20 protein-coding genes are annotated in these 18,612 nt (G+C 62.0%); 7 read left to right on the forward strand and 13 right to left on the reverse strand.

Annotated elements, in window-relative coordinates; all coding sequences use genetic code 11:
- Positions 1–50: 50 nt before the first annotated feature.
- The 3 genes from MUW49_RS02130 to zur are packed head-to-tail and all read right to left on the reverse strand — an operon-like array spanning position 51 to position 1,193.
- Positions 51–278: a hypothetical protein gene (locus tag MUW49_RS02130; RefSeq protein WP_039039956.1), complete on the reverse strand. Its 228-nt coding sequence runs from the start codon at positions 276–278 to the stop codon at positions 51–53.
- 5 nt (positions 279–283) lie between these two features.
- Positions 284–745 (reverse strand): chemotaxis protein CheX, encoded by a 462-nt coding sequence (locus tag MUW49_RS02135; RefSeq protein ID WP_010673043.1) that lies wholly within the window; start codon positions 743–745, stop codon positions 284–286.
- A complete protein-coding gene (gene zur, locus MUW49_RS02140; RefSeq protein WP_043153132.1) occupies positions 735–1,193 on the reverse strand; it encodes a zinc uptake transcriptional repressor Zur in 459 nt (152 codons plus the stop codon). The genes MUW49_RS02135 and zur overlap by 11 nt, the downstream gene beginning before the upstream one ends.
- A gap of 136 nt (positions 1,194–1,329) precedes the next feature.
- Between zur and dusA the strand changes: the two genes are divergently transcribed.
- Both dusA and MUW49_RS02150 read left to right on the forward strand, forming a co-directional pair.
- A complete protein-coding gene (dusA, locus tag MUW49_RS02145; protein ID WP_043153017.1) occupies positions 1,330–2,316 on the forward strand; it encodes a tRNA dihydrouridine(20/20a) synthase DusA in 987 nt (328 codons plus the stop codon).
- A gap of 2 nt (positions 2,317–2,318) precedes the next feature.
- On the forward strand, positions 2,319–2,468 hold the full coding sequence (locus MUW49_RS02150; protein ID WP_080944170.1) for a hypothetical protein: 150 nt from the start codon (positions 2,319–2,321) through the stop codon (positions 2,466–2,468).
- An 83-nt stretch (positions 2,469–2,551) separates the two neighbouring features.
- Here the strand turns inward: MUW49_RS02150 and MUW49_RS02155 are convergent, their stop codons facing one another.
- Together MUW49_RS02155 and hupA are read right to left on the reverse strand one after the other, a co-directional pair.
- Positions 2,552–2,977 carry a hypothetical protein gene (locus MUW49_RS02155; protein ID WP_029313758.1) on the reverse strand — a complete coding sequence of 142 codons (426 nt, stop codon included), beginning with the start codon at positions 2,975–2,977 and terminating at the stop codon, positions 2,552–2,554.
- Between the two features lie 113 nt (positions 2,978–3,090).
- Positions 3,091–3,363, reverse strand: coding sequence for a nucleoid-associated protein HU-alpha (gene hupA, locus MUW49_RS02160; RefSeq protein ID WP_005305063.1), 273 nt, complete (start codon positions 3,361–3,363; stop codon positions 3,091–3,093).
- Between the two features lie 338 nt (positions 3,364–3,701).
- Here hupA and MUW49_RS02165 point away from each other — a divergent pair, with 338 nt between their 5' ends.
- Positions 3,702–4,184: an Rsd/AlgQ family anti-sigma factor gene (locus tag MUW49_RS02165; RefSeq protein ID WP_029313757.1), complete on the forward strand. Its 483-nt coding sequence runs from the start codon at positions 3,702–3,704 to the stop codon at positions 4,182–4,184.
- Positions 4,185–4,286: 102 nt separating this feature from the next.
- Positions 4,287–4,673 (forward strand): PilZ domain-containing protein, encoded by a 387-nt coding sequence (locus MUW49_RS02170; RefSeq protein ID WP_029313755.1) that lies wholly within the window; start codon positions 4,287–4,289, stop codon positions 4,671–4,673.
- Between the two features lie 53 nt (positions 4,674–4,726).
- On the opposite strand, the gene radA is transcribed toward MUW49_RS02170, so the two are convergent.
- The gene (gene radA / locus MUW49_RS02175) at positions 4,727–6,091 is read right to left on the reverse strand and encodes a DNA repair protein RadA (RefSeq protein ID WP_010673036.1); all 1,365 of its coding nucleotides are present in this window, start codon (positions 6,089–6,091) and stop codon (positions 4,727–4,729) included.
- Between the two features lie 100 nt (positions 6,092–6,191).
- Here radA and MUW49_RS02180 point away from each other — a divergent pair, with 100 nt between their 5' ends.
- On the forward strand, positions 6,192–8,567 hold the full coding sequence (locus MUW49_RS02180; RefSeq protein ID WP_113978592.1) for a PilZ domain-containing protein: 2,376 nt from the start codon (positions 6,192–6,194) through the stop codon (positions 8,565–8,567).
- Positions 8,568–8,623: 56 nt separating this feature from the next.
- Here MUW49_RS02180 and MUW49_RS02185 read toward each other — a convergent pair whose 3' ends face one another.
- Together MUW49_RS02185 and serB are read right to left on the reverse strand one after the other, a co-directional pair.
- Positions 8,624–9,529, reverse strand: coding sequence for an alpha/beta fold hydrolase (locus tag MUW49_RS02185; RefSeq protein WP_041214455.1), 906 nt, complete (start codon positions 9,527–9,529; stop codon positions 8,624–8,626).
- Positions 9,530–9,557: 28 nt separating this feature from the next.
- On the reverse strand, positions 9,558–10,562 hold the full coding sequence (serB, locus tag MUW49_RS02190) for a phosphoserine phosphatase SerB (RefSeq protein ID WP_043153011.1): 1,005 nt from the start codon (positions 10,560–10,562) through the stop codon (positions 9,558–9,560).
- Positions 10,563–10,755: 193 nt separating this feature from the next.
- On the opposite strand from serB, the gene MUW49_RS02195 reads away from it, so the two are divergent.
- The gene (locus MUW49_RS02195) at positions 10,756–11,364 is read left to right on the forward strand and encodes an AhpA/YtjB family protein (RefSeq protein WP_010673032.1); all 609 of its coding nucleotides are present in this window, start codon (positions 10,756–10,758) and stop codon (positions 11,362–11,364) included.
- 65 nt (positions 11,365–11,429) lie between these two features.
- Complete coding sequence (locus MUW49_RS02200) at positions 11,430–13,676, forward strand: PAS domain S-box protein (RefSeq protein WP_043153008.1); 2,247 nt, start codon at positions 11,430–11,432, stop codon at positions 13,674–13,676.
- Positions 13,677–13,737: 61 nt separating this feature from the next.
- Here the strand turns inward: MUW49_RS02200 and deoD are convergent, their stop codons facing one another.
- The 5 genes from deoD to MUW49_RS02225 all read right to left on the reverse strand — a co-directional run bounded on the left by deoD (position 13,738) and on the right by MUW49_RS02225 (position 18,556).
- Positions 13,738–14,454 carry a purine-nucleoside phosphorylase gene (deoD, locus tag MUW49_RS02205; RefSeq protein WP_005341325.1) on the reverse strand — a complete coding sequence of 239 codons (717 nt, stop codon included), beginning with the start codon at positions 14,452–14,454 and terminating at the stop codon, positions 13,738–13,740.
- Between the two features lie 133 nt (positions 14,455–14,587).
- Positions 14,588–15,796 carry a phosphopentomutase gene (locus tag MUW49_RS02210; protein ID WP_039039948.1) on the reverse strand — a complete coding sequence of 403 codons (1,209 nt, stop codon included), beginning with the start codon at positions 15,794–15,796 and terminating at the stop codon, positions 14,588–14,590.
- A gap of 14 nt (positions 15,797–15,810) precedes the next feature.
- Entirely contained in the window at positions 15,811–17,142 is a 1,332-nt protein-coding gene (gene deoA / locus MUW49_RS02215; protein ID WP_043153005.1) for a thymidine phosphorylase, read from the reverse strand.
- Between the two features lie 82 nt (positions 17,143–17,224).
- Positions 17,225–17,998 carry a deoxyribose-phosphate aldolase gene (deoC, locus tag MUW49_RS02220; RefSeq protein ID WP_039039946.1) on the reverse strand — a complete coding sequence of 258 codons (774 nt, stop codon included), beginning with the start codon at positions 17,996–17,998 and terminating at the stop codon, positions 17,225–17,227.
- Between the two features lie 387 nt (positions 17,999–18,385).
- Positions 18,386–18,556, reverse strand: a complete 171-nt coding sequence (locus tag MUW49_RS02225; RefSeq protein WP_010673027.1) for a DUF1427 family protein — start codon at positions 18,554–18,556, stop codon at positions 18,386–18,388.
- Between the last annotated feature and the right edge of the window lie 56 nt (positions 18,557–18,612).

Below are 18,612 nucleotides of genomic sequence, written 5' to 3' on the forward strand. Positions count from 1 at the left end.
GCCTCTTTTTTGTTGGTGCAATCTGGTCCATCCGTTGTGGAGAGCGCTCCTCAGAGTACGGTTGCGGGCTTGGGTTTGCCTGCAAGACCGTACCAGTGATGCTCAAACCGGCCCGCATGCCAGCGCAGGGTGCCCCAGGGCTGGTCAGCCTGCCAGCGCGGGAAGTTGATCTCCACGCGGTTGTCTTCGTACTTGTAAAGAGAGGTGCTGATCTCGATATCCGACAGGATAAGCAGCACCACCCCACCGATGACACTCCATTTCAGCATCTTCCACATGGCGATTACTCGAAGCAGATCTCGATGGTGGCACGGCCATACTCCGATTCGAACGGCATCATGATCTTGGCGCCGTCGGCCCGGTGAGTAATGGTGTGATTGGGACCGGAGACGATGACCGGGGTCGCCATGTCGAACTCATAGCCCTTCTCCCCCAGCATGCGTTTGGCGCCGCCCGTCACCATGTTGGTGATCTCGCCCACCATGTCGGTCACTTCCTCGTTGATGGTGGCCGGCGCCTCCCCCAGCATGCGACGCATGATCTCCAGTGCCAGCCCCTTCTCGAAGCTGATGGAGAGGGAACCCCGGGTCTGCGGACCCACCATGCCAATCAGGCCGGAGACATCTCCCCGAGCCAGCTCGTCCGTCTTGCGCTTGGGCGCGCCCGGTTTGAGTTCCAGCTGTGCCATGGTGGAGAGCACGTTGAGCAGGGAGAGCAGGAACGGGTTTACAAAATCAGCCTTCATCTTGACTTCCTACGGTAACGGAACAGCGGGCACATTGACCATGGGCTTCTATGGTCTTGTTGGTAATAGTAAAACCATGCTGATGAGCCTGCTCGGAAAAGGCGCCGTCGATGGCGGGATCGTGCAGCTCCACTACCTCACCGCAACGATCGCAGATCAGCAGTTGCATCGGGTGGGCATGGTCGAAGTGGCAGCAGAAGATGAAGGCGTTGAGCGACTCCACCTTGTGGGCAAAGCCCTGTTCGAGCAGGAAGTCGAGCGCCCGATAGACGGTAGGCGGTTTGGCATGAGCCTCGGTCTGCTGCAACTGGGCCAGCAAATCATAGGCACTGATGGCATTGCCGTGGGCGGCAAGCAGCTGGAACACCTGGCGCCGTGTCGGGGTGAAACGGATCCCTCGCTGCTCGCAGAGGCGTTCCGCTCGTTGTAGAAGTTGGTCTTGATTCATGTTCACGCAGATACCCTGTCAATTAGCCGGATACTATCACAGGGCCCCCAGTGCGCGGCGACAAAATTCATTTTCTGGGGCTGTCTCACGTTGTGATAGAATCCCGCCCCTTGTTTGGCCAACCCGGATGATTTTTATGCAGGCGCAGCGCTTTTCCATCGCCCCCATGCTGGACTGGACCGATCGGCATTGCCGTTGTTTCCACCGTCTGATGACCCGCCAGACCCTGCTCTATACCGAGATGGTGACCACGGGCGCCATCATCCACGGCAAGGGCGACTATCTGGGCTACAGCGAGCAGGAACACCCTCTCGCCCTGCAACTGGGTGGCAGCAACCCGGCAGACCTGGCCCGCTGCGCCAGGCTCGCCGAGGAGCGCGGCTATGACGAGGTCAACCTCAACGTCGGCTGCCCTTCCGATCGGGTGCAAAACGGCCGCTTCGGCGCCTGCCTCATGGGCGAACCCGCGCTGGTGGCTGATTGCGTCAAGGCAATGCGCGACGTAGTCGACATTCCGGTCACCGTGAAGACCCGTATCGGCATCGACGAGCAAGACTCCTACGAGTTCTTGCAGGCCTTCATCGAGCAGGTACGGAACGCCGGTTGCGATACCTTCATCGTCCACGCCCGCAAGGCCTGGCTGAGCGGCCTGAGCCCGAAAGAGAACCGCGAGATCCCGCCCCTCGATTATCCTCGCGTCTACCAGGTCAAGCAGGATTACCCGGATCTGACCATTGTCATCAACGGCGGGGTGACCAGTCTGGAACAGACTCTTGAACATCTGCAGCACCTCGACGGGGTCATGATGGGCCGCGAAGCCTACCAGAACCCCTACATTCTGGCCCAGGTGGACAATCTGGTGTTCGGCGAGAACCGTGTAGTTCCGAGCCGCCACGAGGTGGTGCGGATGATGCTGCCTTACATCGATCAAGAGCTGGCCAAGGGCAACTACCTCTCCCACATGACCCGCCACATGCTGGGGTTGTTCCAGAACATGCAGGGGGCGCGCGCCTGGCGTCGCCATCTGAGCGAGAATGCCTGCAAACCGGGGGCCGACATTCAAGTGGTGCTGGACGCCATGGCCAAGGTGCCGGAGTTCGCGCCGGCCGACGCGGTGGAGTGATCATGTACCGCTTCACCGGATCCTGGCTGCACAAGGCCCTGGTGCGTCTGTGCGCCGGCCTGCTCACCATTCTCGGCATCAAGCTCAGCGCCTTCTATTTCATCGGGCTGCTGATCGTGCTGGGGCTGCACCGGGACCAGATCCTGGGCTAAGCGCCCCACGCTCCCGAACAAGAAAAAGCCGGCGCCCCTGCGCCGGCTTTTTTGTCACCACGGAGGTGACCCGACAGTCTGGCTTACTCTTCCTGAACCATGAACTGGAGTTCAGGGGGAGAAGAGGTCAGCACATCGGCGCAGTAATCCCAGGTCGAGATGCGGTAGTGCTGCAAATCTTCATCCAGGTGCAGTCCATCGGATTCCTGATGGAACCAGCTGGCGAAACGGGACGGGGTGATGAGCTGGATCTGCTCCTCGATGACGTGGCTGTCACGCCCCTCCGCCAGATCGCAATCCTCCATCACCCGCACTGCGAAGATGTGGCGAAAACTCACCCGGCACAGGGGCAACGGAGGCAGATCGATGCTGCGAGCACGCCCCAGCATGACGGTCAGGGTGTCGCTCCAGATATCCTGATGCAGTTCGGCCACGACCAGGCCGGGAGGGAGTTGACGAGAGGGTGCCCAGGGGACGGCTACCTGCCGAATGGCATTTTTCTGTTCCATATCCACCTCGCTACAGCGCATGCCATATTCTGAGTGTATCTGAAACAAATTTTGACGAAGATGGCAAGAAAAAACCCGGCACAAGCCGGGTTTCATTTGATTACAAGACGATCTTATTTGACGGCGTCTTTCAGCGCCTTGCCAGCCACGAAGGACGGCACATTGGCGGCTGCAATCTGGATCTCTTTACCGGTTTGCGGGTTGCGACCGGTACGGCCCGCGCGATGGTTGACCTTGAAGGTACCAAAACCCACCAACTGAACGGCATCGCCCTCTTTCAGGCTCTGGGTAATACCATTGATGATCTCTTCCAGAGCGACTTTGGCCTGAGCTTTGCTCAGGTCTGCTTTGGCGGCAATTGCATCGACAAGTTGAGCTTTGTTCATAACATTTCCTTTATGATCGGGCATTTAGCACCGGGCCACTCTATTCAAAAAAAAACACTCAGGCAAAGGCTTTATCAGCCGGATTGGCTTGAATGCTGGGGTTTTCATCAAGATCTGCGGAAATAGTCACATATATCGCCCCCTTGTCCCCTGGATGGGCGACAGGATGCGAAGTACCGGTGGGGAGAGGCATGCAAATCCCCGCCTGATGTAACAATATCCCTACACTCCTATTGACGGTCAACTGGATTTTCCCTAGTTATAGGAGTGTCGTCAGTCGATGAGAATGACCGAAGGCATGCGACCCGAGAGCCGCATGCCATGCCCATGGAGGGACTATGTTAACTGAACTGGAAAAAACCAAGCGCGCACTGGCAGGCAAGCACAGAGCAATAGATGACTGGCTGGATGCCAGACAGGCGTTGCTGGTCGAGTACATGCGACTGGCAGGCCTCATGCCCGCCAAGTGCAAGCAACGCACCCTCCCAGGTCACGTCGAACTGCAACGTTTTTGCGAACAACTGGTCGATTACGTCAGCGCAGGCCATTTCGAGATCTACAACCACGTCGTCACCGCCTTTGAGCAAGCCAGCGGGGACAAACTGGAGCTGGCCAAGCGCATCTACCCCCATATCCGTGCCTGTACCGAATTCGCGCTGGAGTTCAACGACAAGTACAGCAACGCCGACGAAGCCCAGTTGCTGCAACTGGACGAGGATCTGAACCAGCTCGGCCCCGTGCTGGAGGACAGGTTCAAACAGGAGGATCGGCTGGTCAAGGCGCTGCAGGTGGTGGAATCCCTCAGCCATCAGCAGGTCTGATATTCAATATCGGAGCCAGTTCAATATCCTGGCGTGCCAGCTGGATTACACTCTGCAACATGAAGGATGAGCATCTTGCTCGCACGTAGACCGGAGACGACCATGGCCGAGCGCCGCCACTTTACTCGGATTTTCTATTTGACCGCCGCCAAGCTCACCCAGGGTGAACACCAGTGGCGCACCCAGCTGGTCGATGTCTCCCTGCAGGGAGCCCTGCTGCTCAGACCCGAGGATTGGGTCGCCAGCGAGGACAAGGAGTACGAAATCTGCTTCGTGCTCGGGGGCAGCGACATCGAGATCAAGATGCAGGTCGAGCTGACCCACGAAGCCAGCAAGAAGCTGGGGTTTTACTGCCACCACATCGACATCGACAGCGCCACTCACCTCAAGCGGATGATCGAGCTGAACATCGGAGAGGAGCAACTGCTCCATCGTGAGCTGGAGCAGTTGCTGCAAGAGCACCGAGACCACGTCCCCCCCGAATCCTGAGCGGGCGGGCAGAAAAACAAAGGAGCGTCCATACGCTCCTTTTTCATGGTCGATTACAGGGCCTCAAGGGCATCGGAGAGTTTCTTCACCGGCACCACCTCCATCCCCTCGATGGGATGTTTGGGCGCATTGGCATGCGGGACGATGGCTCGGCGGAAACCGTGCTTGGCCGCCTCCTGCAGTCGCTCCTGACCCGAGGGCACGGGCCGTATCTCGCCGGAGAGCCCCACCTCGCCAAAGACCACCAGATCCTTGGGCAGGGCCTGATCCCGGAAGCTCGACACCATGGCCAGCAGCAGCGCCAGATCCGCGCTGGTCTCCTCGACTTTGACGCCACCCACCACGTTGATGAACACATCCTGATCCGCCATCTGCAACCCGCCGTGACGATGCAGCACCGCCAGCAGCATGGCGAGACGGTTGTGGTCCATCCCCACCGCCACCCGGCGCGGATTGGAGAGCTGGGAATAATCCACCAGCGCCTGCAACTCCACCAGCAGGGGGCGCGTGCCTTCCCAGATCACCATGACTATGGAGCCCGGAGCCTGCTCCTCCCCGCGGCTGAGGAAAATCGCGGAAGGGTTGCTCACCTCCTTCATTCCCTGCCCGGTCATGGCGAAGACCCCCAGTTCGTTGACCGCACCGAAGCGGTTCTTGTGGGAGCGCAGGGTGCGAAAACGCGAGTCGTGCCCGCCATCCAGCAGCACGGAGCAGTCGATGCAGTGCTCCAGCACCTTGGGACCCGCCAAGGTGCCGTCCTTGGTGACGTGGCCCACCATGAAGATGGCCACATGATTCTGCTTGGCATAGCGTGTCAGCAGCGCCGCCGACTCCCGCACCTGGGAGACGGACCCCGGCGCGGACTGCACATCCGCCACGTGCATCACCTGGATGGAGTCGATGACCATGATCTGAGGCTGCTCCTGCTGGGCGATGAGGCAGATCTGCTCGACACTGGTCTCGGACAACATGCGCAGCTTGTCCGTGGGCAGACCCAGCCGACCGGCCCGCATCGCCACCTGTTGCAGTGACTCCTCACCGGTCACATAGAGGGTCTTCATGCGCTGCGCCAAGCCGCACATGGTCTGCAGCAACAGGGTCGATTTGCCGGCCCCGGGGTTGCCGCCGATGAGAATGGCCGAACCGGGGACCACGCCGCCACCGAGTACGCGGTCCAGCTCCTTGAAGCCCGAGCTGAAACGGGGGATCTCCGTGGTGGCGATCTCCGCCAGGGTCTGCACCTGGCTGCCGACGGCGCCCGCATAACCGGTATAGCGAGCACTCTTGCCGGGTGTCGTCACCCCCAGTCGCACCTCGGTGATGGTGTTCCACTCCTTGCACTCGCTGCACTGACCTTGCCAGCGGGTGAAGTCGGCTCCACATTCGGAACAAACATAGGCGGTTTTGTTTTTGGCCATGGATAACTCGGGGACAGGATGAATTCCTGCTTGATATACTTGTTTGCGACCGGCAGATCAAACCCAGAATCGGAAAAGTGACTTTCCGCGGCAGGAATACATGGATTCAGAACAACCACTACATCTGATAGAACAACTTGTCCCCCTGCTCCGGGAAAAGGACTTCGACGAAATCTTCAACCGTCTGACCCAGAACGAAAATACCAACAGCCGGTTCCTGCTGAAGATGGAACTCAAACGCAAGTGCACCCCCTGCCGGCGCGTCATCGACATGCGCAACGAGCTGGGCGCCCTCTGTCAGGTGCATGAGTTCGACGGGGTGACCCACTTCATGCCCGCCGAGGCCATCGAGCTGTTTCAATCCCAGTGCTACCTCTACCGGGACAGCTACACCCTGGGGGTCTACAAGGCGCTGCAAGCCTGGTACAAACTCAACCAGGGGCGCAGCGACAATCTGGCACTGCCCATCAGCCCGTTTCGTCCGTTCGATGTCAGCGCCATCCCCTTCGCCAGCCATTACGGGCGACAGGAAGAGCGCATGCACTTCAGCTCTCCCATGGTGCTCCAGCTCGCCAACGGCGAGAAGATCCTCGCCAAGAGCTCCGACATCTCCCTCGGCGGCATCCGGGTATCCGTGCCCTATCTGCCCGACTACCAGACAGGCGACCTGATAGCCGTCTTCTTCACCGGACTGGAACGCGATCATCCCCATCCCCTGCTGCGTGACCCGGTCAGCTACCAGATCCTGGGGGAGGAGAGAAAAGAGGACAAATTCTGGCTCAGGCTGCTCAAGAACGGCGAGCATCCGGTGTTCGACGAGTTCCTGCGCGACTTCATCGAGCGCAACCGCAGCCGCTATCGCGTCAGCGTCGACTACCTGCTCTCCGCCGCCGTCATCAAGGGGTATGAGCAGTTCTATCTGCCGCGCATGACCGGCATGCCCCTCTATTTCGGCAAGGGCAGCATCCCCGCCCTCGAGATCGCCCTGCGCACCGAGAACAACCAGCACATTCTCGAATACTGGCGCGACGCCAAGAACCGCGACATGCTCGCCAGCCTCTTCACTGCGGCCCGCATGCCCTCGTTGCTCCCAGGCAAAGAGGGGCTGCGCGAGACGCTGATCTACAGCTTTACCCATGCGGTACGAAGCCACCTCTACTTCTTCTCCGCGACCCGGGAGGAGCTGGAACAGAGCGGACTGACCGCGCTCTTCTTCCAGATCGGCGCCCGCCGCCCCAGCTGGCGGGTGTACAAGTTCAGCATGGAAGCCTGCACCCTGCGGGAGGCCGACCTCGACAACCCCCAGGGCGGGGCGAGCCAGTTGCAGGACAGGCTGCTGCGCGAGCGCCTGGCCCAGCTCGGATACGTGGGCATGCTGCAGGAGATAAACCTGGACAACCAGCGTGACGAGTTCCAGCGAGAGACGGGTCAGGAGCCGCTCAACGCCAACGCCTTGCAGCGCTTTGGCCATGACATCCATGCCGCCCCCTTCGAGATAGAGACGCTGCACTATGTGCAACTGCGCAAGGAGGCGCGCTACATGCACAAGACGGCCATCGTCTTGCATCACAAGGAGCGATCCTGGGTCGGCTGGACCCGAGACATCTCGGCCCACGGCATGCAAATCGAGCTGGAGGAACCGTTCGACGGGGAGAAGGGAGACATCATCACGGTGGCTCTGCCCCGCTTGCAGGAGCTCGCCAGGAACATGGACCTGCAACGCCTGCCCTATCGGCTGGTCAGCCTCAACCTGAGCAGAACCGTGCTGCATCTGTGCATCGAGGGGACGGCCGAGCGCCATACCGGCCACCAGTTCTTCAGCCTGCTTATCGAAAGCAACCAGAACAAACTCAAGACCACCCGGGAGTTCAATCGCTATCGCGGCATGGCCAGGGCGCTGCGCAACCTCTACACCCACCACCTGTTCAACACCCCAGTCTATGTGAACAAGCTCAAGGCCGCCCCGAAACTGGCCGCGGCCGGCCTCTCGCCACAGCCACGCAGCCTTTCCCGTCTGCTGCGCATCTGTGCCGAGCAGGATCAGCAGTTGAACCTGTATCCCCTGTTCCAGGGGGCACTGCTCAAGGCCCTGCTGCTCAATCCCCTGCGCGCCATCGAGCGGGAAGACAAGCCGGAAGAGGAGGAGGTCTACATCGCCGCCCTCCACTCCCAGGGGGGAACACCCCTGTTTCGCAGCCACCTGGCCAGCAGCTTCAGCTCACCGGATCAAAAGCGCCGCTTCATCGAGCTGGCCCGGCAACAGGGAGAGTTCTATTCGGTACTGGTGGGTATTTCGCGCACCGGCCGCCCGGACACCAGCTTCATCGCGGGTGAACTGGACTACATCGCCAAGTTCGCCATTCACAAGGCCAAGAAGCTGGAAGAGGAGCTCTGGAGTGTCGTGGGCGTGGGTGAACTGACCGATACCACCGAGGCGACCCTGTTCCGCCTTGGCATACCATCCGGGCCCCGCTAGCCAGCAGGGCAGGAAGACAACAAAAAACGGGCACGCAAGTGCCCGTTTTTTGTCTATCAGGCAGCCTGGGGGTTGCGCAGCCAGGCGAGGATGTCGGGGAAGTGATCCTCCTGTGCCTGGGGGGCCGTCAACATATTGATGTGGTCGTAATCGAGTCGGTTGCCGTTGTCCCGCCCAAGGCGGGTGTGGCGGGCGGCCGAGCCCATCTCGTCGCTGAAGCGGCGCACGTCGACGGGGTGGCCAAGTACCTTGTCCGCCTTGGCGGAGATCATCCAGAGAGGGGGCCAGTTGACCCGGCTCGCCGCCTCGTCATAGGCGAAGCCGTCAAAGGGATCCTGCCAGGGCCCGCACTTGACCCAGGGGATGGTCTCCTGCAGGTAGCGCAGGGGCTCATCATCGGCCCCTATCTTCAACCGGCGGGCGGCCAGAAATCCCCGGCGGCGCGCAAGCCAGGGGGCGAGCCGGTTCCAGATCAGATCCACCTTCAACCAGCGCTCCGGGTTCTGCACCGAGACCCCCCGCTTGGTGCCGAAGAACACCAGGCTGGCAACCTGCTCCGCCAGCTCGGGGAAGCGCACCAGGGTCGAGGCCATGATGACGCCGCCCCAGGAGTGGGCCATCCAGTGCACCCGGGCGCCGGCATGGCGGGCTGATACCCAGCGCTGCAGGGCGGGCAGATCCTCGGTGATCAGCTCATGCTGACCGTGACCGGCCCGCTCGGCGATGGTCGGTGTGCTCAGACCCCGACCACGCAGATCCGCCACATAGACCTGATACCCGTGGCGAGCCAGAAAGCAGGCAAGCCCCTTGCCCGATTCGGTGTAGAAGATGCGGCCGTTCTCGATGGCCCCGTGCACCATCAGGATGGGGTCGGCATGCACCGCGACACCGGGCTGGATATGGCGCACATGGAGTCGATGCTCACCGCAGGGGACAAACAGGGATTGCTGTAACAGTTCCATCTCGTGATCGGCTCCTCCTTGAGCGGGATCAGCACCAGCGTCGGTCGCGACAAGCCAGGGCGCCGAGCAGGCAGAGCACCCCTTCCAGATCGTGGTGATTGAGGGTCGCCGCCGCCTGGGCACGTACCAGGGGTTTGGCATGAATGGCAATGCCAAGCCCCGCCACCGCCATCATCTTGAGATCGTTGGCACCATCGCCGACCGCAACCGTCTGGGATGCAACCACCCCGTACTCCGAGGCCAGCTGTTGCAGTGCTTCGGCCTTGGCGGCGGCATCGACGATGGGGCCGCTCACCTTGCCGGTCAGCAAGCCCCCTTCCACCGCCAGCTCGTTGGCGAAAATGGCATCCAGACCCAGAGCACGCTGCAACTCGCCAGCAAAGCGGGTGAAGCCACCGGAGGCGATCGCCACCTTCCAGCCAGCCTGCTTGAGGGCATCGACCATGAGTGGCAGGCCCGGCATCCAGGGCATGTCGGCCGCCACCTCGTCGAGGATGGTGACCGGCGCCCCTTCCAGCAGCGCCACCCGGGCACGCAGACTGTCGGCAAACTCCAGCTTGCCCTGCATGGCCGCCGCGGTAACGGCCGCCACTTGCTCACCGACCCCGGCCAGCCGCGCGATTTCGTCGATGCACTCTATCCTGATCGCGGTGGAATCCATGTCCATCACCAGCAGACCGGGCTCACTCAGGGTGGGCAGGGCGGCCAGATGACACAGGTCGATGTCCCACTCCTGGGCTTTGAGCGCCTGCACCAGCTCGGGGGAGAAACGGTTGGTGCCAAGCAGCAGCAGCGGAATACCGGCCTGCTCCCCTGCGGGATAGAGGCTGGCCTCGAGCCCCAGGGCATCCAGCTGCTGGGCCAGGCGGGCCAGATGACCGGCCTCCAGCCCCTTGCCAAACAGGACAATCCAGGCGCTGTCATGGGCGTTGGCCGCGGGCAGCAGGGCTTCGTTGGTGAGCTGCCAGCAGGGGGCACAGCTCAGGGCCCCGGACCAGTCGTGCAGGGAGCGGGGAAGTTGGGACAACAACATAAGAGAGACGCCTTCCTTGGAAATCATGGGGTTCATCATGCGGGCCCAGAGTAGCGTATTGCTTTTTGTACAGGCAAGCGCCAAGATCCCGCCTGCGGTGCGGGCAGACATGGAAACAGACCACCCTGTTTCCCGCTTCGCGGCACCGGGGCACCAGCCAGCCCCGCTCATCCATTACCAGAGGCCCGGTTCTGTGCGTCATCTTCCCATCAAACGTGTTGTCAGCCTGGCGGCGGGAGTCCTGCTCGGTCTCTGGGTGCTGGTGCTGCTCATCCACATGCAGGGAGAGAGCCAGGCCGCCCTGCACGCGGCGGCACGGGACAGGGCACAGGCGCTGGTCGCCTATGCCGCCCGGGACATGCGCCGCTGGATCAAGGAGGACAAGGAGAGCGAACTGGAGAGACTGGCGCAGGATCTGGCCGCCGAGCCTGACATTCTGGATGTCACCCTCTATGACGCCCGCGGCATTCCCCTCGCCCAGTCGGACAACGCCCTGCCGCTGGACAGTCTGCTGCCCATCGGCAGCGACAACAAATCCCTGCCGGAGCAGGGCAAGGGGCGCATCCAGTTCGTCCAGGAGATCCAGGACGGAAACCTGACCCTGGGCTATCTGAGGATCACCCTGGAAGAGCAGAAACTGCTGGCCGCACAAGATACCCATCTCAAGGTCAACCAGGAGAAACAGCGCCTGATGCTGCTGGTGATGCTGCTGGCCGGCCTGCTCATCTCCTACGGGGTCCGTCGCAACTACATGCGGGTGCGCAAGCACAAGAAACAGAGCAAACCCGCCGCTCCGCAATAAGCGGGAGTGGATCACATCCTCCGGCTTGTATATAACACTGGCAAGATCACTGGCAGGAGAGCCACATGATTGCCCCCCCCTTACCGCTGGATGAACACAGTCGACTGGAACGACTGCGCATCCTCGGCCTGCTCGACCACGAGCCCATCGATCAGCTTGATCGCCTCACCCGGCTCATCACCAGGCATTTCGCACTCCCCATCGCCATGGTCTCCCTGACCGACGTGAACAGGCAGTGGTTTCTCGCCCGCACCGGGGTCGATATGTGCGAGATCAACCGGGAGCACTCCTTCTGCGGTCATGCCATTTTGCGCCCCGACATCATGCAGGTACCGGATGCCAGACGGGATCTCCGCTTTGCCGACAATCCGCTGGTGACCGATGATCCCGGTGTGGTCTTCTACGCCGGCCGACCCCTGCGCGCCCTCGATGGCGTGGTGCTCGGCACCCTCTGCCTGGTGGACCATGTGCCGCGCCATCTCGACGAAGATGCCTGCCGGGATCTCGACGACTTCGGCCGCCTGGTGGAGAACACCCTGCACGATCTGGAGCGGCGCCACCAGGTGCGCACCCTCAATCAGGTGCTGGAAGACAAGGAGCATCTCTTCACCCTCACCTTCAACCAGTCGTCGGTGGGCATGGCCCTCTCCTCCCTCGAAGGCAAGTGGCTGCGGGCCAACCCGGGGCTGGAGCGGCTGCTCGGTTACAGCGAGCATGAGATGCTGAGCCGGACCTGGCTCGCCATGACCCATCCCGAAGATCTGCAACGGGAGCAGCCCCTGTTCGATGCCCTGATCGCGGGGCAACGGCAGGATTACCGGCTGGAGAAGCGGATGATCCGGGCCGATGGCACCCAGTGCTGGGTCCAGCTCAGCGTGACCCTCTGCCAGAGCCGCACCATGGCCCCCCACATGATCGCCGTGTTTGCCGACCTCACCGAGCGCAAACAGGCCGAGGCCGAACTCGTGCGGCTGCAGCAAGGGCTCGAGCAGCAGGTGCAGTCACGGACCCGGGAGCTTTCCCGCACGGTGGAACAGCTGCATCAGGAGATGCGCGAGCGCGGCGCCATGCAGCAGCAGCTGTGGCAGGAGCAGCGCCGCTTGCAGCACATGCTGGAGCACACCAGCAATGCCTTCCTCGAGCTCGATGCCGATTTCATCATCACAGGCTGGAACCCGGCCTCCACCACCCTGCTCGGCTGGCACGCCGACGAGATGCTGGGCCGTCCCCTCTTCGGGCTGCTCGGCGCCGAGCATCCCCTGCTGAGCCTGTCAGGCAACCCGCAGAGTCCGCCACGGCGGCTGGAGTGCGACATCATCACCCGCACAGGCCGGCACATCCCGGTCGAGGTGATTGCCGAGCGTTACCAGTTCGACGGCAAGGTGCGCATCGCCCTGTTTTTGCACGACATCACGGCCCGCCGCCAGGTGCTCGCGGAGATCGAGCGTGGCCGTGCCCGACTGCGGGCCATCACCGATGGCCTGCCGGTCACCATCAGCATGGTGTCGCCCGAGGGGCGTTACCTGTTCGCCAACCAGGCCTATTGCCGCTACTTCGGGCTCGATACCGAACAGATGCGGGAAATGAGCGTGCGGGACGTCATCGGCGAGGAGGCCCACGGCAGGGCCATGGCCTATGTGGCAAAGGCCCTCGCCGGTGAGCAGGTGAGTTTCGAGCACCGTTTCGATCTCCCCATAGGCCGACGCGACCTCAGGATCACCATGATCCCGAGCCGGGGCGACGAGCCCGGGGTCTACATCCTCGGCAGCGACATCACCGAGTTCAAGGCGCTGCAAAGCCAGCTGGAACACGAGGCGGCTCACGACCCCCTCACCGGCCTGCCCAACCGGCGCGCCTTCACCCTGCGCCTCTCCCGGGAGCTGGAGCGGGTGCGCCAGAATGCCGAACCCCTGGGCCTGCTGTTCCTCGATCTCGACGGCTTCAAGGGGATCAACGACAGGCTGGGACACCACGTCGGCGATGCCCTGTTGCAACGCTTCGCCCAGGTGCTGAGTGCCGAGGTGCGCCCGGGGGACATGGTGGCGCGCCTGGCCGGCGACGAGTTCACCATCATACTGCCCGCCCTGCGCCAGCCGGAACTGGAGCTGCCCGCCCTGTGCGAGCGGCTGCTGGCGGCCATGGCGGTTCCTGGGGACGTGGCCGGTCACCGGCTGCCCCTTGCCGGCAGCATAGGAGGCGCCCTCTGCCAATCGGGCCAGTATTGTCACATCGATGATCTGCTGCACCGGGCCGATGCCGCCATGTACCAGGCCAAGCAGTCGGGCAAGGGGCGCTTCGCCCTCGATCTCTGACCGTGCTTCGCATAAAAAAACGGCGGCCCGAGGGCCGCCGTTTTTTTATGCGCGAGGGGGATCAGTTGTCACCCAGCAGGACGGAGTCCAGCGCGATTTCGATCATGTCGTTGAAGGTCAGCTGACGCTCTTCGGAGGTGGTCTGCTCACCAGTACGGATATGGTCGGAGACGGTGCAGATGGTCAGCGCCTTGGCACCGTACTCGGCGGCCACGCCATAGATACCAGCAGCTTCCATCTCGACACCCAGGATGCCGTATTTTTCCATGACGTCGAACATGGAGGGGTCCGGAGTGTAGAACAGATCGGCGGAGAAGATGTTGCCCACGCGCACGGCCACACCCTTGTTCTTGGCGGCCTGAACGGCATTGGCCACCAGGTCGAAGTCGGCGATGGCGGCGAAGTCGTGGTCCTTGAAGCGCAGACGGTTCACTTTGGAGTCGGTGCAGGCACCCATGCCGATCACCACGTCACGCAGTTTCACGTCTTCACGCACGGCACCGCAGGAGCCCACGCGGATCAGGGTCTTCACGCCGTAGTCGGTGATCAGCTCTTTTGCGTAGATGGAGCAGGACGGGATGCCCATGCCGTGACCCATGACGGAGATGCGACGACCCTTGTAGGTGCCGGTGAAACCGAACATGTTGCGCACGTCGCACACCTGCTCGACGTTCTCCAGGAAGGTTTCGGCGATGTACTTGGCACGCAGGGGGTCGCCCGGCATCAGCACGGTATCAGCAAAGGCGCCATCTTTCGCATTGATATGAGGAGTTGCCATTCTCTTTATTCCTTCACACTAGGTTGAGTTTTATTGTCTTTATGGATTGTCCGCTGCCTGCGCGGCGGCGGTACATTACAGGAAACCGGGGCCCTGTGGCACCCCGGGCAGGCGAACCGGCCCGGGGTCACCATCACAGGAAGCTGGTACCGTATTGCAGCTTGGGCAGGCCGTGGTAGGCCGCGATGCTCTGGCCGATGTCGGCGAAGGTCTCGCGACGACCGACGGAGCCCGCCTTGACCGGCTTGCCGTAGAACAGTACCGGAATGTATTCGCGGGTGTGGTCGGTACCGCTCCAGGTCGGGTCACAGCCGTGGTCGGCGGTCAGCACCACCACGTCGCCATCCTGCAGCAGGTCGAACAGCTCCGGCAGGCGGGAGTCGAAGTACTCCAGCGCATCGGCGTAGCCCTTGACGTCACGGCGGTGACCGTAGGAGGAGTCGAAGTCCACGAAGTTGGTGAAGACGATGGTCTGGTCACCGGCCGCTTTCACCTCTTCCAGAGTCCTGTCCCACAGCTCGGTCAGACCGGTCCCCTTCACCTGCTTGGTGATGCCCTGCTGGGCATAGATGTCGGCGATCTTGCCGATGGAGACCACCTGGCCACCCGCTTCCTTCATGTAGTCCAGCACGGTCGGCGCCGGCGGCAGCACGGAGTAGTCGTGGCGGTTGCCGGTGCGCTTGAAGTTGCCCTTGCCGCTGCCCACGAACGGACGCGCGATGACGCGGCCGATGTTGTAGGGCTCCAGCAGCTCGCGCACGATGTGGCACAGCTCATAGAGCTTCTCGAGGCCATAGGTCTCTTCGTGGCAGGCGATCTGGAACACGGAGTCGGCGGAGGTGTAGAGGATCGGCTTGCCGGTGCGCATGTGCTCTTCGCCCAGATCGTCCAGCACCTGGGTGCCGGAGGCGTGGCAGTTGCCCAGATACCCGGGCAGACCGGCCTTCTCGACGATGGCATCCAGCAGCTCCTGCGGGAAGCTGTTGTGATGGTCGTGGAAATAACCCCACTCGAACAAGACGGGCACGCCGGCAATCTCCCAGTGACCGGACGGGGTGTCCTTGCCGGAGGAGAGCTCCTGGGCAAAGCCGTAGGCACCGATCACCTCGACATCCTTGTTCAGTCCGGCCGGGAAGGTGCCGCTGGCGAGTTCGCCCGCGTGGCCCAGACCCAGCTTGCTGAGGTTTGGCAGGTTGAGAGCGCCACGGCCCTCGATCTCACCGGCGGCGCACGCCTTGGCGATATGGCCAAGGGTATTGGCACCCACGTCGCCGAACTTGTCGGCATCGGCGGCAGCACCAATACCGAAAGAGTCCATCATCAGAATAAAGGTACGTTTCATGGGACTTCCCCTTGTTACAAATCAGCCAGACCGATGCGACGGTAAACCTCGGGCAGCGCCTCTGGTCGGGTGTCGCCGATCTTCACGGCAGCCTGCACCATGCGGGCAGCCTCGGCAAATTGAGCTTCTGTCTGAGCGTGGATCAGGGCGAGCGGCTTGTCAGCATCGACGCTCTGACCCAGGCGGATAAAGTCGGTCAGACCGACCGCATAATCGAGTTTGTCGGCGGCGGCGCGGCGACCACCGCCCATGGCGACCACCGCCAGGCCCAGTTCACGGGTGTCCATGGCGGTGACGAATCCGCTGTGGGCCGCGTAGACGGGGCGCACGATGGCGGCTTTGGGCAGGTAGGCGTCGTAGCGCTCCATGAAGTCGGCGGGACCACCGAGGCCGGTCACCATGCGCCCGAAGATCTCGGCTGCCTTGCCATTGTCCAGCACCGCCTGCAGCTTGGTGCGGGCATCGCCGTCATCGCTGGCAAGACCGGCGGAGATCAGCATCTCGGCGCACAGGGCCATGGTCACTTCGTGGATGCGCGGGTTGCGATACTCACCGGTCAGGTAGCGCACCGCTTCGCGCACTTCCACGGCGTTGCCGGCGCTGGAGGCCAGCACCTGGTTCATGTCGGTCAGGAGTGCAGAGGTGCGGCAGCCGGCCCCGTTGGCCACGGCGACGATGCTCTTGGCCAGTTCCTCGGAGGCTTCAAAGGTCGGCATGAAGGCGCCGGAGCCCACCTTCACGTCCATCACCAGCGCTTCGAGCCCGGAGGCAAGCTTCTTGGAGAGGATGGAGCCGGTGATCATGGCAATGGACTCGACGGTGGCGGTGATATCCCGTACCGCATAGATACGCTTGTCCGCCGGGGCGAGATCGCCGGTCTGGCCGATGATGGCGACACCCGCCTCTTTCACCACTTTCAGGAAGCGGTCGTTGTCGACCGAGGTCTGGTAGCCGGGGATGGCATCCAGCTTGTCCAGGGTACCGCCGGTGTGGCCGAGACCACGGCCGGAGATCATGGGCACGAAACCGCCGCACGCAGCGACCATGGGGCCCAGCATCAGGGACACGACGTCACCCACACCGCCGGTGGAGTGCTTGTCGACGATGGGGCCGCCCAGGTTGAGGTGATCCCAGGTCAATACCATGCCGGAGTCGCGCATGGCGCAGGTCAGGGCAACCCGCTCATCCATGGTCATGTCCTTGAAGTAGACCGCCATCGCCAGGGCCGCGATCTGCCCCTCACCGATGGTGTTGTTGGTTATGCCTTGGACGAAGAATTGAATCTCTTGGGTACTGAGCGCTTCACCGTTGCGCTTCTTGCGAATAATTTCTTGAGGCAAAAACATCTTTCATTCCCTCCGTGCATCACGCACGAACACAGACCGAACCAGATCCGGAAGGGGGCGGCGCACCGCCCCCTGCCACCGCTTAGTAACCGCTGGTATTAGCAGGCTTGTCGCCATGCCCCAGGGTCGCCAGCAGGCTGGCCAGCAGGCTGGAGGCGCCGAAGCGGAAGGTGCGGGCGGATACCCAGTCCTTGCCCAGGATCTCTTCGGCCATGGCCAGGTACTGACCCGCCACGGCGGCGTCTTTCACGCCACCGGCCGGCTTGAAGCCCACTTTCGGGTTCTTGGCCTTGATCACTTCCATCATGATGCGGGCAGCTTCCGGGGTCGCATTGACCGGCACCTTGCCGGTGGAGGTCTTGATGAAATCGGCACCGGCGTCGATGGAGATCTCGGAGGCGCGACGGATCAGCGCCTCTTCCTTCAACTCGCCGGTCTCGATGATCACTTTCAGCAGTACCTTGGCGCCGCAGGCTTCCTTACATGCTTTGACCAGATCGAAGCCGACCTGTTCATTGCCGGCCATGAAGGCGCGGTACGGGAAGACCACGTCCACCTCGTCGGCACCGTAGGCCACGGCGGCGCGGGTCTCGGCCACGGCGATCTCGATGTCGTCGTTGCCGTGGGGGAAGTTGGTCACGGTCGCGATGCGCACGTCGGCGGCGCCGATGTCACGCAGGGTCTTGCGTGCGATGGGGATGAAACGGGGGTAGATGCAGACGGCGGCGGTCAGGCCGGCCGGAGACTTGGCCTTGTGGCACAGGTCGATCACCTTCTGATCGGTGTCGTCATCGTTCAGGGTGGTCAGGTCCATCAGGTTCAGGGCACGTTGGGCGGCCACTTTCAGATCAGTCATGCTATGTCTCCAAAGTCTTGTTAAGCCCCATCACCCGCGATCGGCTTCACCGAACACCAAGGGTCGGCAGAGACGTTCCCGGAGCAACGGGATATGGAATTGCAGCGCAAATGCACAGGCAATACGGCTGCAAATAAGGCAAGAGCCCTGTCACTTTCTTACAAAAGTGCGGACTTGGTTCCATGAAGACTTGAGAAAGGCCGACTACGCAGACCCGACTTCCCAATCAATTCCATTTGACCGCCAACACCCGGATTCACCGGGCATTAGTCAATGCCAGCACCCTGCTGGCATCGCCTATTTCAGCCGAGATACCCCGTGTTTGCAAGCCGGATTTGCCAATTTCAGAGGTACCTCACACCCGGCAAATCCAGCGCTGGAAGGCGCTTAAGAGAAGAAGCGGGTCAGGATCCAGGAGTAGGCAATGCCCCCCAGATAGACCCCCACGATCCCCATGACGCCGGAGAGGACGGGCGGCGCCGGTATCGGCAACTTGAGGAAAGAAAACAACACCCCAACGATAAAGCCGGCCGCCATAGCCAGTAGCACTTCATTCATAGAACCTCCGATTTGACTCACTTTATTATTAGTCTTGACAGGAAAACGGTTGTCAC

This window comes from Aeromonas sp. LsrichE-8G (assembly GCF_022869435.1).
Taxonomy (GTDB): domain Bacteria; phylum Pseudomonadota; class Gammaproteobacteria; order Enterobacterales; family Aeromonadaceae; genus Aeromonas; species Aeromonas caviae.

Bases quoted from the DNA above. Each gene is read 5' to 3' on its own strand.
- MUW49_RS02130 (WP_039039956.1), bottom strand. From the start codon at position 278: ATGTGGAAGATGCTGAAATGGAGTGTCATCGGTGGGGTGGTGCTGCTT.
- MUW49_RS02135 (WP_010673043.1), bottom strand. From the start codon at position 745: ATGAAGGCTGATTTTGTAAACCCGTTCCTGCTCTCCCTGCTCAACGTG.
- zur (WP_043153132.1), bottom strand. From the start codon at position 1,193: ATGAATCAAGACCAACTTCTACAACGAGCGGAACGCCTCTGCGAGCAG.
- dusA (WP_043153017.1), top strand. From the start codon at position 1,330: ATGCAGGCGCAGCGCTTTTCCATCGCCCCCATGCTGGACTGGACCGAT.
- MUW49_RS02150 (WP_080944170.1), top strand. From the start codon at position 2,319: ATGTACCGCTTCACCGGATCCTGGCTGCACAAGGCCCTGGTGCGTCTG.
- MUW49_RS02155 (WP_029313758.1), bottom strand. From the start codon at position 2,977: ATGGAACAGAAAAATGCCATTCGGCAGGTAGCCGTCCCCTGGGCACCC.
- hupA (WP_005305063.1), bottom strand. From the start codon at position 3,363: ATGAACAAAGCTCAACTTGTCGATGCAATTGCCGCCAAAGCAGACCTG.
- MUW49_RS02165 (WP_029313757.1), top strand. From the start codon at position 3,702: ATGTTAACTGAACTGGAAAAAACCAAGCGCGCACTGGCAGGCAAGCAC.
- MUW49_RS02170 (WP_029313755.1), top strand. From the start codon at position 4,287: ATGGCCGAGCGCCGCCACTTTACTCGGATTTTCTATTTGACCGCCGCC.
- radA (WP_010673036.1), bottom strand. From the start codon at position 6,091: ATGGCCAAAAACAAAACCGCCTATGTTTGTTCCGAATGTGGAGCCGAC.
- MUW49_RS02180 (WP_113978592.1), top strand. From the start codon at position 6,192: ATGGATTCAGAACAACCACTACATCTGATAGAACAACTTGTCCCCCTG.
- MUW49_RS02185 (WP_041214455.1), bottom strand. From the start codon at position 9,529: ATGGAACTGTTACAGCAATCCCTGTTTGTCCCCTGCGGTGAGCATCGA.
- serB (WP_043153011.1), bottom strand. From the start codon at position 10,562: ATGTTGTTGTCCCAACTTCCCCGCTCCCTGCACGACTGGTCCGGGGCC.
- MUW49_RS02200 (WP_043153008.1), top strand. From the start codon at position 11,430: ATGATTGCCCCCCCCTTACCGCTGGATGAACACAGTCGACTGGAACGA.
- deoD (WP_005341325.1), bottom strand. From the start codon at position 14,454: ATGGCAACTCCTCATATCAATGCGAAAGATGGCGCCTTTGCTGATACC.
- MUW49_RS02210 (WP_039039948.1), bottom strand. From the start codon at position 15,796: ATGAAACGTACCTTTATTCTGATGATGGACTCTTTCGGTATTGGTGCT.
- deoA (WP_043153005.1), bottom strand. From the start codon at position 17,142: ATGTTTTTGCCTCAAGAAATTATTCGCAAGAAGCGCAACGGTGAAGCG.
- deoC (WP_039039946.1), bottom strand. From the start codon at position 17,998: ATGACTGATCTGAAAGTGGCCGCCCAACGTGCCCTGAACCTGATGGAC.
- MUW49_RS02225 (WP_010673027.1), bottom strand. From the start codon at position 18,556: ATGAATGAAGTGCTACTGGCTATGGCGGCCGGCTTTATCGTTGGGGTG.